We start from the raw sequence: 13,929 nt of genomic DNA, 5'->3' as shown, positions 1-13,929 counted from the left end.
GATGCCGAATTACGGATTGCCGGGGGTGGCGATCGGGCAGCGCACCGCGCTGGTGGCGGGTGCGGTCGCAGTGGTCGTCCTCGCCGCGAGTGTGCTGGGTTGGCGGGTCGTGAGCTCCGGTGACGACGCCGAGGGCACCGAGATCGTCTTGCGCACCGAGCGTCTCGGGGACGGCATCGTCGTCGGGACCAGGGTGCGTGCCGACGGTGTGCTCGTCGGCGAGGTGACCGAGATCGCCGCGGTCGAACTCGGTACCCAGGCGATCACCTTGGCCGTCGACCGATCCCAGCTCGACGGTATCGACGCCAGTATGCGGGTCGACTACGCCACCTCGAACCTGTTCGGTATCAGCGAGATCCAGCTCCGGCCGGGGAGCGGGGGAGCGCCGTTGCGGGCCGGGTCCGTCATCGACCTGACCGGGGCCAGGGCCGCCGACGCGGTCGACGCGACGATGGGCAACCTGCTGCGCAGCCTGTCCCGGCTGGGTGATCGGACACTGACCGCGCGCCTCACCGACGTCCTCGACCAGCTCGCGACCGATGTGCGCGCCTTCACCCCGCTGCTGCAGGCGATGGTGGTCACGGCGCGCGTGGTCGCCGACAACCAGACGCTGCCGCCGTCGTTCCAGCTGGAGCAGCTCAGCTCCGCGGTCAGCGGTGCGGCGCCGTTCGCCGGTGCCACCATCGACGTGATCGACCGGGTCCATCGCATCGAGGCCCTGCGCTCCAACCGGCCCCAGTTCGACGCCACCGTGGAAATGATCGTCGAGCAGCTGTTTCCCGCCCTGGAGAACACGATGAACCATGCGGGCGAACAGCTCCCGGCCTACGCCGCGATGGCTGTGCCGCTGCTGTGGGCAGTGGCGAACGCGGTGCCCGATCCACAGCGCAGCAGCGCCGATCTCGCCGCGCTGATCGCGAACCTGCGCTCGGCCATGACCGACACGGACGCGGGGCCCGTGCTCAACGTCGACGTCGATCTGCGAATCGCGCCGGTCCCGATGATCCCGCTGCTCGGTGGGCAGGTGATTCCGCGATGACCTCGGTGGGTGGATCCGCCTGGCGGTTGGGACTTTTCGCCGCGGCGATGATCGCCGTGCTCTTCCTGGTCGCCACCGCCATCCAGCGGCCGGTGGCGGGTGACACCGTGGACTATCGCGCCGTGTTCACCGATGTGAACGGGCTGAAGACCGGTGACGACATCCGGCTCTACGGTGTCCAGGTCGGCAAGGTGAAGGACATCTCGCTGCGCGGCTCCGAGGCCGTCGTCGGGTTCTCGCTGCGCACCGAGTCCTCGGTGTACGACAACTCACGCCTGGCGATCCGCTATCAGAACCTGACCGGCCAGCGCTACGTCGATCTGCAGCAGGCGGACACGCCGACCGGCAGGACCCCGGCGGGCGCCACGATCGGCACCGACCGCACCATCCCCTCCTTCGATGTGACCGCGCTGTTCAACGGGTTGAAGCCGGTGCTGGCCACGCTCTCGCCCGAGGCGCTGAACCAGTTCACCACCAGCCTGCTCGCCGTGATCGAGGGCGACGGCGCCGGAATCGGCCCCGCCCTCGCCGCGATCGGCACCTTGAGCGGGTACGTGGCCGATCGGCAGGCGGTGATCACCACCATGATCACCAATCTCGCCGGCATCTCCGACTCGCTCGGCGGCCGGTCCCAGCATCTGGTGACCCTGCTCTCGAAGCTGGCCGATGTCTTCACCTCCCTGCAGATCAAGGTCGAGGGGCTGATCGACTTCGCCATGACCGCGCCGCCGGTCCTCGGCCCGGTCGACTCGCTGCTGGCGACCTTCGGGCTGACCGAGGACGAGAACCCCGACCTGGCGAACCTGCTCCGGCTGGCCGTGCCGGATCCGGCCGCCGTGGCCGAGATCCTGGGCAAGCTGCCCTCGCTGCTCGCGAGCCTGCGCGCCGCACTGCCACCCACCGGCGCCGAGGTCGAGAAGACCTGTGCGAAGGGCGAAGCCGAGGTTCCGGCACCCGTCGCGATCCTGTTCGCCGGACAGCAGGTGTCGGTATGTCGAGGCTGAGCGCAGTGCTCGACGTCCTGCGCGGATTCGGTGGGAACCGGGGCGCGGAAGCGGTGCGGCGCAGCGAGTTACGGGTCGGATTGGTCGGCATCGTCGTCCTGGCCGGCGCCTTGATCGCCGTGGGCGCGCTGTACGCGGTGCCGTTCGGGAAGACCTCCTACACCGCGTTGCTGCCCGAGGCGCAGTCGGTGCGGGTCGGCGACGACGTGCGCCTGGCCGGAGTGCCCGTCGGCAAGGTGACCGAACTCGAGCTCACCGACGACGACGTCGAGATGACCTTCACCGTCGACAACGACGTCTTCGTCGGCGCCGAATCCGGCCTCGACATCCGGATGCTCACCATCGTCGGCGGGCACTATGTGGCGCTGATCCCCGCGGGCACCGGCCCGCTGGGCCGCACTCCCATCCCCGCGGACCGGGTTCGCCTGCCCTACAACCTCTCCCAGGCCTTCCAGGACGCCGTCGAACCGGTGCGGGCGATCGACGGCGACCGGTTGCGCGAGAACCTCGAGGCACTGAGCACCTCGATCACCGCGAGCCCGGACGGCATCCGCGAGACCGTGGACGGGATCGGTCAGTTCGTCACCGCGCTCGAACGGCAGCGTGCCGATGTCGCCAAGGCCATCGCGATCGCCGACGAGCAGCTGGGCGCCGTCGACCTGGCCCGTGGCGAACTGGGTCGACTCGTCGAGAAGATCTCGCTGCTCGAAACCGTGCTGGCCGACAAACAGAACGAGGTACGTGTCGCGGTGGAGCAACTCGATCGTGTGGTGAGCCGCCTCGCCGGTGTCCAACCCGCCTGGGAGGAGAGCCTGCGTCCGCTGGCACAGAAGCTGGCCGACGCCGTTCCCGAACTCATCGCGCTCGGCGACCGGCTGCAGCCCGTCATCGACGGGGTGCACGGGCTGTCCCAGCAGCTGACCCAGCTGGTTCCGGTCTCCGGCGAGGTGGTCGTCGATCAGTCGGAACAGGAAGTCGCCGTGTGCATTCCGGTCCCGGGGCGGGTGTGCTGATGCTGCGCCGCCTGGTCTCGTCCCGAGGTTTCGTCTCCCTGGTCGCCACCGCGGCGATCGCGGTGGTGACGGTCGCTGCCTATCTGCTGGTGCTGCGTCCGCCGGTGGCCACCAAGAGTTATTGCGCGATGCTGCCCGACAGCATCGGCCTCTACGTGGGCAATCACGTGACGCTGCGCGGAATGAACGTCGGCGAGATCACCGCGATCGACCCGAGGGGCGCGGCGGTGCGCGTCGACTTCACCGTCGACGAACGTCACCCCGTCCCCGACGACGCCGCCGCGGTCACCGTGTCCGACACCGTCGTCGCCGACCGTGAACTGGCGGTGCTGCCCGGTCGCGATCCCGAGCGGCGACGCGACGAGAACGGTTGCCTCACCGCGACACTCACGCCCAAGAGCGTGACCCAGACCCTGGACGCCGTCGCCGGACTGGCGAATCAGATACTCGGCCCCGAGTCCGGCGGCCGCGATGCCCTTCGCCGCGGGCTGGCCGCGCTAGACAGTGCCACGGCGGGCACCGGTCCCGGTGTCAACGCGGCGATCATCGATGCCGCCGCGCTGCTGGACAGCCCCGATGCCGCGGTCGCGCACCTGGGCGGCATCATCGACTCGCTCGGCGCGGTCTCGGGCAGTGTCGCGGCGCGGTGGGGCGACATCCGGCTCATGCTGACCCGGCTGGCCACCGTGCTCGACCAGGTGAACAACGAACTGTTCAACCGCACCGTCGAGATCATCGACGGGTTCCAGCGGGTGCTGCCGATGCTCAACGAGATCACCTCGATGTTCGGCGACCCGATCTTCCGTGTGCTCGACGCCTCGGTGCCGCTGATCCGGCTGCTGCGGGAGAACGTGGACACGCTGCGCGACATCGCCGTCAAGGTTCCCGTCCTGGCCGCGGCAGCACAGACCGTCGTCGACCCGGGACGTGGAATCGTTTACGCCGCACCCGAAGTCGCGGTGCCGCCGGAGATCGCGGCGCAGCTGTGCGCACTCGCCGGTCCGCCGGAGTGCGCACCCGGTGAGATGCCACGGATTCCGCTCTCGCGCTTGGTATTCGGATTGGTGGGAGCTCGATGAGGAACAGGATCGGTTGGCGATCGGCGGCCGCCGCCGTGGTGATCGCGTTGTCGGCGACGGGTTGTGCCTTCGACCCGTCGTCGGTTCCGGTGCCGGGCACCGGCGTCGGCGGCCCGACGTATCCGGTGCGGATCGAATTCGCGAACGCGCTCAACTTGCCCGCCAGGGCGAAGGTGATGGCCGACGGCGTTCGCGTCGGCACGGTCTCCGACGTCTCGGTGGTCGACGGTGACACGGGCGGCTACGTGGTCGTCACCACCGACATCACCGAATCCGTGGCACTGCGGACCGACACGGTCGCGCAGCTGCGGCAGAACACGGTGCTGGGAGACATCCACATCGAGTTGACATCCACGGCGACGAGCCAGGCCCCTAGCCTGAGTGCCGGGGCCGTGATCCCCAGGGCGCAAACGAAACCGGCGACCCAGATCGAGGACACCCTGGCCGGATTCTCCACCCTGGTCCAAGGCGGCGCGATCACCCGCTTCCAGGACATCGTCGACCAGTTCAACGCGGTCCTACCCGCCGATCCCGCCGAGACCCGCCGCATCGCACAGGTGATCGGTGCCGACGCCAAGGACCTCGCCGCGAACCTGCACACCGTCGACGCCTTCCTCGACAGCATGGTCACGACGGTCGACACCGTCGAGGTCAGGCGGGAACGGCTCACCGAACTGCTGACCGAACCCGGTGTGGCGCAGGCGTCCGCGGCGGTCGCCTCCATCGTCGATGTGGTCGGGGTGCTCGGCGCGCTCGGCGGTGTGGCGCACTCGTTGGCGTGGCTCGCCCCGCTCGCGGCCTCCGGTGACGCGGCGGCCAAGGCGTTCGTGCCGCTGGCGCTCACCGGGCGCCCGCTCGACCTGTCGCAGCCGTCGAACCTCAACGCGCTGGTCGCGCTGATCCGCGACCGGATCATCCCGTTCGTCGAACGCGGTCCGAAGGTGAACATCGTCGGTGCCACCGTCACCACGAGCCCGGATGGTCCGCCGAGCACCGACGATCAGGTGGCGTCGATCGTGGACGCGCTGCGGATGATCGGGGCGGTGCGATGAAGCCCGGGCCGCTGTTCTCGCTGCTCGGCATCGTGGTCATCACCCTGATCGGCGTCAGCTACCTGACCTTCGGTGTGGTGCGCTACGACCCACTACGCGAGCACGTCGCCGCCACCCTCCGGTTGCCCGATACCGCTGGGCTGCAACCCGGTTCGCCGATTCTGTTGCGTGGTGTCGAAGTCGGTTCGGTCACCGGTGTTCGGCGCGACCGCGACAGCGTCGAGGTGGCGTTCACGATCGACTCCCGCTACGAGGTCCCGCTCGACAGCACAGTGTTCATCGAAGCGCTGTCCGGTCTCGGCGAGCCCTATGTCGTGTTCGCGCCGAGCTCGGTCAGCGGCCCCTTCGTGCGCGACGGGCAGACGCTGACGGGGGAGAAGATCCGCGCACCGCTGTCCATCCCGGAGGTCGCCCGGCTCGTCACCGCCGCGATGGAACAGCTCGACCCCGAGGTCCTCGAGCGGCTGCTCGCCACCGTCGAGACCGCGCTGCGCGGCACCGAGGAACTGGTGCCGCGCATGGCACGGTCGACCGATCTCGTCGCCGCCATGCTGATGAGCCGCTCGGCGGTGCTCGGCAGCCTGCTCGCGGATCTGGAGCGGATCACCCCCGACATGGCCTGGACCGGTCCGTCCTTCGCCGCCGCCGCACCGCGTTTCACCGAATTCGGCCAGCGGGTCGAGGAGATCGCCGAAGCGGTGCAGCGGCTCGTCATCACCGGTGACGCCCCGCGGATGTACACCGAAGGCCACGGTCTCGTCCCGTTCCTCGACGAGCTGACGGAATGGGTCGATCGGGCAGGCCCCGAACTCGCGCCGCTCGCGCCCGCGCTGCAACCGCTCGCCGATGCCGCGACCGCCGCCGTGCCCCAGCTGGACCTGAGCGCCCTGATCGGGTCGGCGGCGGCCGCGAGCTCACCCGCGGGCGCGCTGCACCTACGGATCACTGTCGAATAGCGAGGAAGTACATGCGGACCCTGTCCACCGAAGACAGCACGGATGCCGAATCGGTCGAGCTGTCGAAGGCCGAAACCGGCACGCCACCAAGGCAACTGACACTTCCGTTGTCGACCGTGCTGACGGGCGCACTGGCCGTCCTCGGCGTCCTGGCCGGAGTGTGCTTCGGCGTGCTGTGGTGGAACGCCCGTGCCGAGGTGCAGACGGTCGAGCAGGCCGCCGCGGCCGACCGGCGGGCCGAACAGCTCGCCACCGACTACGCCATCGGCGCGTCCCGGGTGGACTACCAGGACGTCGACGCCTGGGTCGCCCGGCTCAAAGCGGGCACCAGCACCGAACTCGCCGCCAAATTCGACGCCACCGCACCGAAACTGAAGGACATCCTCGTCCCGATGCAGTGGACCTCCGAGGGATCGGCGTCCAGCGCCAAGGTGTCGTCGCGGTCGGCGCAGACCTACCAGGTCGACGTCTACGTCGACGTGCGGTCCACCAGCGCGCAGAACGCCGACAGCACGCGAACCACCGTGCACTACGCCGTCACCGTCGACGCGGGCGCGGACTGGAAGATCGTCGACGTGGGCGGGGCGGGCGGCGCGCTGGCACTGAAGTAGTCGCGCGCCCCCGCCCTGCCGGAGTGGCCGTCAGTGGGCGAGTTTCAGGCCGACGACGCCCGTGACGATCATCGTGAGGAACGCGATCTTGAGTATCGCGACGGGCTCTTCGCCGGTGGCCATGGCGTAGGCCACGGTGAGGACGGCCCCGATCCCGACCCAGACCGCGTAGGCGGTGCCGACGGGGAGATCGCGCATCGCGAAGGCCAGACCGGTCATGCTGGCCGCGAGCGCGGCGAAGAACACCACGGTCGGCCCGGCCTGGGTGAAGCCCTCGGACTTACCCAGCGCGGTGGCCCACACGGCCTCGAGCAACCCGGACACGATGAGCAGCATCCACGACATGACAGCCCTCCTCGGGCCGTCTTGTCGCACTCCGGGTACGGCACCCCTCGTCCGGTCGCCCGCTCTCCGGGCGCTGATTCCAGCCTGTCACCGGGGGCACCCGGCGGCAAGCGATGGTGGGTGACCTCACCACCGGGCGCCCCACATCGCGGGGCGCCCGGTGGCTGCGGATCTATTCGGCGAGGCGGTGGGTGCCGTCGCGCACCGTACCGACGAACTCCTCGACCAGGTCCTCCAGCGCGACCACACCGACCGTGTTGCCGCGACTGTCCACCACCCGCCCCAGATGACTGCTGGTGCGGCGCAACCGGGCCAGCGCCTCGTAGAGCGTGGTTCCGGTGCTCACGGTGGGCAGCGGCCGGATGTCGGTGCGCGGGATCAGGGTGTCCGGTCCGGCGGTGTCGTCGGCCACCTTGTCGAGCACGTCCTTGACGTGCAGATAGCCGACCAGCGATCCGTCGGTGGCCCGCACCGGGTACCGGGAGAACCCGGTCTCGGCGACGGCGGCCTCGATGTCACCGAGGGTGGTTCCGTTGCCGCGCAACGGCACCGACCGTGCCTGGGCCAGCGGCACCATCACGTCACCGACGATCCGCTCGGAGGTGCCGAGCGCCTGGGTGAGCCTGCGGTGCTCCTCCTCGTCGAGCAGCCCCTCGGAGCGGGACTCACCGATCATCTCGGCCAGCTCCACCGTGGAGACCGTCGCGTCGAGCTCGTCCTTGGGCTCGATCTTGAGCATCCGCAGCGTCATGTTCGCCGCCAGGTTGTACAGCGCGATGAGCGGCCGCGCGACCCGCAACCACATGAGATGGATCGGCACCAGCAGCAGCGCGCACCGCTCCGGACCGGCCAGCGCGATGTTCTTGGGGACCATCTCGCCGAGCAGGATGTGCAGGATCACCACCAGCGTCAGCGCCAGGGTGAAGCCGACCGGATGCAGCAACTGATCGGGCAGGCCGAGCAGCTCGAACGGGCGCTCGATCAGATGCGCGATCGCGGGTTCGCCGACCCGGCCGAGCAGGATCGAACAGATGGTGATGCCCAGCTGGGCCGCGGCCAGCATGATCGACAGGTTCTCACCCGCCTCGATCACCGCCTGCGCCTTCTTCTTGCCCTGGGCGACCAGCGCCTCGAGCCGGTCGCGCCGCGCCGAGATCAACGCGAACTCGGCGCCGACGAAGAACGCGTTGCCCGCGAGCAACACCACCGTCAGCACGATTCCGAACAGGTCACCCATGTGCGTGCTCCCGTGCTGCCAGGTGCGCCGCGTCGACCGGGATCAACCTGATCCGGTCGATGCGCCGCCCGTCCATCCGTTCCACCCGGGCGATCCAGCCGCCGCCGGAACCGAGTGAGTCGGGCAGGATCGCCTCGTCGCCGGTGGCCGGAATCCGGCCCAGCTGCGTGAGTACGAGCCCACCGAGGGTTTCGTATTCGCCCTCGGGCGCGTCGTAACCGGTCGCGCGCGAGACCTCGTCGATGCGCAGCAGGCCCGAGCAGTCCCAGCCGTCGGAGACCCGCCGCACTTCGCGTTCCTCCTCGTCGTGCTCGTCGCGGACGTCGCCGAGGATCTCCTCGATCAGGTCCTCCATGGTCACCATGCCCGCGGTGCCGCCGTACTCGTCGACGACCAGCGCCACCTGCATGCCGTCGGCACGCACGCGTTCCATCACCTCGTCGCCGTCCAGGCTGGCGGGCACGATCGGCACCGCCACGGCGAGATTGCTCAGCGGCATCTGCTTGCGCAGATGCGCCGGATGGGTGAACGCCTGCTTGATGTGCACGACGCCGAGCGCGTTGTCGAGATCGCCGTCGATCACCGGGAACCGGGAGTAGCCGGTGCGCGCCGAGGCGGCGATGAGGTCGGCGATGGTGTCGTCGCGATTGAGCGATTCGACCTTCACGCGCGGTGTCATCAGGTCCTCGGCGCTGCGCTCGCCGAACTCCAGCGAACGGTCCATCACCTGCGCGGTGCGCTGGTCCATGGCACCGCGCTGGGCCGAAGTACGCACCAGCGAACCGAGTTCCTGCGGGGAGCGGGCCGAACGCAGTTCCTCGGTGGGTTCGACGCCGAGGCGGCGGACCACCCAGTTCGCCGAGCCGTTGAGGAAGTGGATCAGCCACTTGAACAGCGTCGAGAACCCGACCATCGGGCCCGCGGTGAGCCGGGCGGTGCCCATCGGCTTGGCGATGGCGATGTTCTTGGGCACCAGTTCGCCGTAGATCATCGACAGCGAGGTGGCGATGATCAGGGCGAGCGCGAGCGCGATGCCGTGGGTGGCGCCCTCGCTCAGGCCGATGCCGCTCAGCAGCGGACGCAGCAGCCTGGCCAGCACGGGTTCGGCGATGAAGCCGGTGATCAGGGTGGTGATGGTGATGCCGAGCTGGGCGCCGGAGAGCTGGAACGACAGGGTGCGGTGGGCCTGTCTGACCAGCCGGGACCGGGTGTCACCGTCGCGGGCCGCGGCCTCGACGGTGCTGCGCTCCAGCGCGGTGAGGGAGAACTCGGCGGCGACGAAGAGCGCGGTACCGAGAGTGAGGGCGATGAACCCGAGGAGGCTGAGCACTGTCAGCACGATGGACATCCTCAGCACCGCCCGGGGGGTGCCGCAGGGAAACCAGAGGATCGAACGGACGCTGCGAAAAGGAGGACGAGGACGCCGGGTTTGTCACCCGGCTCCGTAGAGGAGCCCTCCTGTGTGGCGCCCTTGGACGCGGGTGACAACTGGATCCTTTCGAGTGGGGAAGAAAGCACATGCCGAGATCGGCAATCCCATAGTAATAGGTCCCCACCGATGATGCGTCAGCGGCGCGGAGCCGGTTCCGTGACCGTGGCCACGGAACCGGCTCGCGATCACCAGCCGCTGGGCAGCGGACGGCCCTCGGCGAAACCGGCCGCCGACTGCACGCCGAGCACGGCCCGCTCGTGGAACTCCGGCAGCGAGCGGGCACCCGCGTAGGTGCACGAGCTGCGCACGCCGGAGCAGATGTGGTCGATCAGGTCCTCGACACCGGGGCGCTCGGGGTCCAGGCGCATCCGGGAGCTGGAGATGCCCTCCTCGAACAGTGCCTTGCGGGCCCGGTCGAAGCCGCTGTCGGCGGCGGTGCGCGCGGCCACGGCCCGCTTGGAGGCCATGCCGAAGCTCTCCTTGTACTTGTTGCCGTCGCGGTCGACGCGCAGGTCGCCGGGGGACTCGTAGGTCCCGGCGAACCAGGAACCGATCATCACGTTCGACGCGCCGGCGGCCAGCGCCAGAGCCACGTCACGCGGGTGCCGCACGCCACCGTCGGCCCACACGTGCACGCCGAGTTCCTGTGCCGCGGCGGCACATTCGGCCACCGCGGAGAACTGCGGGCGGCCGACGCCGGTCATCATGCGGGTGGTGCACATGGCGCCGGGGCCGACACCGACCTTGATGATGGTGGCGCCCGCCGCGGCCAGGTCACGGGTGCCTTCGGCGGAGACCACGTTGCCCGCCACCAGGGGCAGGCCGAGGCCGAGATCGGCGACGGTGCGCAGGGATTCGAGCATCTTGGTCTGGTGGCCGTGCGCGGTGTCGAGGACGAGCACGTCGGCGCCCGCCTCGGCGAGGGCCTTCGCCTTGGCGGCCACGTCACCGTTGATGCCGACCGCGGCGGCCACGCGCAGCTTGCCCTGCGCGTCGACGGCGGGGGTGTAGATGCCGGTGCGGATGGCGCCGGTGCGGGTGAGCACGCCGGCCAGGGTGCCGTCGTCGTGGGTGAGGACGGCGAGCTGGGCGTGTGCCTCGGCGAGCCGGTCGAAGATGTCGCGCGGGGACGCGTCGACGGAGACCTGCACGAAATCGGTGAAGGCCACCTCGCGCAGGCGCGCGAACCGGTCGACATCGGCGCAGGCGGCCTCGGTGACCACACCGACGGGCTTGCCGCCCTCGACGACCACGACCGCGCCGTGCGCGCGCTTGTGCATCAGCGCCACCGCGTCGGACACCGAACGGTCGGGGTCGAGGGTGACGGGGGTGTCAGCGGTGAGCGAGCGGCTCTTGACGAACGCGATGGTGTCGGCGGCCGCGGGGATGGGCAGATCCTGGGGGAGCACCACGATGCCGCCGCGCCGGGCGACGGTCTCGGCCATCCGCTTGCCCGCGACGGCGGTCATGTTCGCGACCACGAGGGGGATGGTGGTGCCGGACCCGTCGACGGTGGCCAGATCCACGTCGAACCGGGACGCCACATCGGTCCGGTTCGGGACGAGAAAGAGGTCGTCGTAGGTCAGGTCATACGGCGGCTGGGGTCCCGGAAGAAATCGCACTTGATTGATGATAGCCCTGTGCGGGGCCCGGTGCGCAACACTTCAGCGCACCCGCTCGTCGGCCCCGGTCCGCGCGACGGCGCTGGTCCGGCACAGTGCCACGGTCGCCACGCACATCACCACCACGCAGACCGCCACGATGAACAGACCCGCCCCGTCGGTGCGCAAATGCTCGCCGAGCGCGGTCAGCCCGAGGAAGGCGGCGGCCAGCGGTTCGGCGATCGTCACGGCGGGCAGCGAGGCCGACAGCGGCCCTACCTGGAAGGCACGCTGCTGCAGATACAGGCCGAGCAAACCCGCCGCCACCAGCGCCCAGGTCTGCCAGCCGCTCAGTACCGCGCCGAGGCCGTCGCCGAACAGGGTCACCACCCGGTCGGTGAGCGCGGCCGCGAGCCCGAACAGCGCGCCCCCGGCGAGACCGAGTGCGAGCGCCTGCCCGGACCGATCGGTGATCAGCAGGCCGACGAGCGTCACGACGGCGATGATGCCGAGCAGAATCGCCAAGGGCACCAACCACTCTCGAAAGGGCGCGGTGTCCTCGCCCGCGGTCGGGTTGCCCACGATCAGGAACAGTGCCAGCGCGGCGCACAGGATCGCGGCGGTCGTCGCCGCGCGGGCAGTGATCCGCTGACCGTTGAGCCACGCCGAGAGCGGCAGGGCGAACACCAGCGCGCTCACCAGGATCGGCTGCACCACCAGCACCGCGCCGAAGGCCAGCGCGACGACCTGCATGGCGTACCCACCGGCGTCCCCGCCGATCCCGGCCCACCATCGCGGGCTCCGCAGCAGCGTGCCCATCAGCGCGGTGCCCTCCGGCACCGCGGCGGCGGCCCGCTGCTGTGCCACCGCCGCCACGGCGAACAACAGCGACGCGATCAGCGCGCACACGATGGCGGCGATCGGATGGTTGGTCACCGAGTCAGTGTGTCAGCCGGATCGCGCGGCGCCGGGAAACACACACCGGCCGGGTCGTGTCGAGGCAACGGGCCGGTGAAAACGCCGCGTGGCCGAACCGTAATCGGTTCGGCCACGCGGTGATTGGGTTTCTGCTCAGTTAGCCGAGCGGTTGCGCCGGGTCGCGGGAGCGGCCGGACGCGCGGCGCGACGACGCGAATTCGTCGGCGTGTCGCCGCTACGGGCGTGTCCGCCGGTGCCCGCGGGCTTGCGGGTGCGCGACTCGCCGGTCGGGCGTTCCCGGCGCGGTGCGCCGCCCCGGCTGTGACCCGCGGCGGCCTCCGACGACGCCGCACCGCCGGAGCGGGGACGCCGCGAACGGCTGCCGCCGCCGGCCGAGGTCCGGTTCGACACGGGCTGGGCGGGCGCGGCCGGTGCGGCCAGCGCGATGCCGCTGGGCTTGCGGGCACCGGTGATCTCCACCAGCTTCCGGTCGCCCGGGCGCACGTCGACGCCGTCGGTCCGCACGCCCGCCTTGCGGGTCATCGCGGCGACCTCCTTGCGCTCCTCGTCGGTGACGAGGGTGACCACGACACCGTCCTCGCCGGCGCGCGCGGTGCGGCCCGCACGGTGCAGGTAGGCCTTGTGTTCGGCGGGCGGGTCGAAGTGCACGACCAGCGAGACGCCGTCGATGTGGATGCCGCGCGCGGCGACATCGGTGGTGACCAGCACCGGCACCGATCCGTCGGCGAATGCCGCCAGCGTGCGGGTGCGGTTGTTCTGCGCCTTGCCGCCGTGCAGCGAGCCCGCGTCGACACCGGCCCCGCGCAGCTGCTTGGCCAGGCGGTCGGCGCCGTGCTTGGTGCGCACGAACATGATGGTCAGGCCATCGCGCGCGGCGATCTCGGTGGCGACGGTGCGCTTGACGTTCTTGTCGCGCACGTAGAGCAGGTGGTGCGACATGGTCGACACCGAGGCCTCGGGCGGCGCGGTGGAGTGGGTCACCGGGTCGTGCATGTAGCGCTTGACCAGCTTGTCGACGTCACCGTCGAGGGTGGCCGAGAACAGCAGGCGCTGGCCGTTCTTCGGGGTGCGGTCGAGCAGGCGGGTGACCTGGGGCAGGAAGCCCATGTCGGCCATGTGGTCGGCCTCGTCGAGGGCGACGATCGACACCTCCGACAGGTCGGCGGAGCGCTGCTTGATCAGGTCGTCGAGGCGGCCGGGGGTGGCGATGAGCAGGTCGACACCGCGTGCGAGCCGGTCGGCCTGGCGCTTGATCGGCGCACCGCCGACGACGGAGGCCACGCGCAGGCCCACCGCGAGGGCGGCCTCGTCGAGCGAGCGCTCGATCTGGGAGGCCAGTTCGCGGGTCGGCACGAGTACGAGGCCGCGCGGGCGGCCGGGCTTGGACGGGGAGCCGGCCAGTCGGGTCAGCATCGGCAGGCCGAAGGCGAGAGTCTTGCCCGAGCCGGTCGGACCGCGGCCGAGCACGTCACGCCCGGCGAGGGCGTCGCCGATGGTGGCGGCCTGGATGGGGAAGGGCTTCTCGATACCGGCGTTGCGCAGGGTCTGCACCAGTGCGACGGGCAGGCCGAGCTCGGCGAAGGTCGGGTCGGGACGCGAAGAGTTGGACACGGCAGAGTTG

At 70.3% G+C, this 13,929-nt stretch carries 13 protein-coding genes and 1 riboswitch; of the genes, 7 read left to right on the top strand and 6 right to left on the bottom strand.

Features of this window, described 5'->3' with window-relative positions; genetic code table 11:
* Position 1: 1 nt before the first annotated feature.
* The 7 genes from ACFVVM_RS09325 to ACFVVM_RS09295 are packed head-to-tail and all read left to right on the top strand — an operon-like array spanning position 2 to position 6,754.
* Positions 2 to 1,039 carry an MlaD family protein gene (locus ACFVVM_RS09325; RefSeq protein WP_387615217.1) on the top strand — a complete coding sequence of 346 codons (1,038 nt, stop codon included), beginning with the start codon at positions 2 to 4 and terminating at the stop codon, positions 1,037 to 1,039.
* Entirely contained in the window at positions 1,036 to 2,043 is a 1,008-nt protein-coding gene (locus ACFVVM_RS09320) for an MCE family protein (RefSeq protein WP_387615214.1), read from the top strand. The genes ACFVVM_RS09325 and ACFVVM_RS09320 overlap by 4 nt, the downstream gene beginning before the upstream one ends.
* Positions 2,031 to 3,056, top strand: coding sequence for an MlaD family protein (locus ACFVVM_RS09315; protein WP_387615211.1), 1,026 nt, complete (start codon positions 2,031 to 2,033; stop codon positions 3,054 to 3,056). The genes ACFVVM_RS09320 and ACFVVM_RS09315 overlap by 13 nt, the downstream gene beginning before the upstream one ends.
* On the top strand, positions 3,026 to 4,135 hold the full coding sequence (locus tag ACFVVM_RS09310; protein WP_387615208.1) for an MlaD family protein: 1,110 nt from the start codon (positions 3,026 to 3,028) through the stop codon (positions 4,133 to 4,135). The genes ACFVVM_RS09315 and ACFVVM_RS09310 overlap by 31 nt, the downstream gene beginning before the upstream one ends.
* Positions 4,132 to 5,187 carry an MlaD family protein gene (locus ACFVVM_RS09305; protein WP_387615205.1) on the top strand — a complete coding sequence of 352 codons (1,056 nt, stop codon included), beginning with the start codon at positions 4,132 to 4,134 and terminating at the stop codon, positions 5,185 to 5,187. Before ACFVVM_RS09310 ends, ACFVVM_RS09305 begins: the two co-directional genes overlap by 4 nt.
* Positions 5,184 to 6,143, top strand: a complete 960-nt coding sequence (locus tag ACFVVM_RS09300) for an MlaD family protein (protein WP_387615202.1) — start codon at positions 5,184 to 5,186, stop codon at positions 6,141 to 6,143. The genes ACFVVM_RS09305 and ACFVVM_RS09300 overlap by 4 nt, the downstream gene beginning before the upstream one ends.
* An 11-nt stretch (positions 6,144 to 6,154) precedes the next feature.
* Positions 6,155 to 6,754: a hypothetical protein gene (locus tag ACFVVM_RS09295; protein WP_387615200.1), complete on the top strand. Its 600-nt coding sequence runs from the start codon at positions 6,155 to 6,157 to the stop codon at positions 6,752 to 6,754.
* A gap of 30 nt (positions 6,755 to 6,784) precedes the next feature.
* Here ACFVVM_RS09295 and ACFVVM_RS09290 read toward each other — a convergent pair whose 3' ends face one another.
* The 6 genes from ACFVVM_RS09290 to ACFVVM_RS09265 all read right to left on the bottom strand — a co-directional run bounded on the left by ACFVVM_RS09290 (position 6,785) and on the right by ACFVVM_RS09265 (position 13,919).
* Positions 6,785 to 7,099, bottom strand: coding sequence for a DMT family transporter (locus ACFVVM_RS09290; RefSeq protein WP_387615198.1), 315 nt, complete (start codon positions 7,097 to 7,099; stop codon positions 6,785 to 6,787).
* A 10-nt stretch (positions 7,100 to 7,109) separates the two neighbouring features.
* Positions 7,110 to 7,176, bottom strand: a riboswitch (guanidine-III (ykkC-III) riboswitch).
* Between the two features lie 95 nt (positions 7,177 to 7,271).
* Positions 7,272 to 8,336: a hemolysin family protein gene (locus tag ACFVVM_RS09285; RefSeq protein ID WP_387615195.1), complete on the bottom strand. Its 1,065-nt coding sequence runs from the start codon at positions 8,334 to 8,336 to the stop codon at positions 7,272 to 7,274.
* Positions 8,329 to 9,684: a hemolysin family protein gene (locus ACFVVM_RS09280; RefSeq protein WP_387615192.1), complete on the bottom strand. Its 1,356-nt coding sequence runs from the start codon at positions 9,682 to 9,684 to the stop codon at positions 8,329 to 8,331. The genes ACFVVM_RS09285 and ACFVVM_RS09280 overlap by 8 nt, the downstream gene beginning before the upstream one ends.
* 269 nt (positions 9,685 to 9,953) lie before the next feature.
* Entirely contained in the window at positions 9,954 to 11,390 is a 1,437-nt protein-coding gene (locus tag ACFVVM_RS09275; RefSeq protein WP_387615189.1) for a GuaB1 family IMP dehydrogenase-related protein, read from the bottom strand.
* 42 nt (positions 11,391 to 11,432) lie between these two features.
* Positions 11,433 to 12,305 (bottom strand): DMT family transporter, encoded by an 873-nt coding sequence (locus ACFVVM_RS09270; RefSeq protein WP_387615186.1) that lies wholly within the window; start codon positions 12,303 to 12,305, stop codon positions 11,433 to 11,435.
* Positions 12,306 to 12,440: 135 nt separating this feature from the next.
* On the bottom strand, positions 12,441 to 13,919 hold the full coding sequence (locus tag ACFVVM_RS09265) for a DEAD/DEAH box helicase (protein ID WP_387615183.1): 1,479 nt from the start codon (positions 13,917 to 13,919) through the stop codon (positions 12,441 to 12,443).
* Positions 13,920 to 13,929: the final 10 nt, after the last annotated feature.

The sequence above is a fragment of the Nocardia sp. NPDC058176 genome (assembly GCF_042883805.1).
In the GTDB taxonomy this organism is placed as follows: domain Bacteria; phylum Actinomycetota; class Actinomycetes; order Mycobacteriales; family Mycobacteriaceae; genus Nocardia.
Note: the sequence above shows the minus strand (reverse complement) of the source record. Positions and strands in the feature narration are given on the sequence as shown.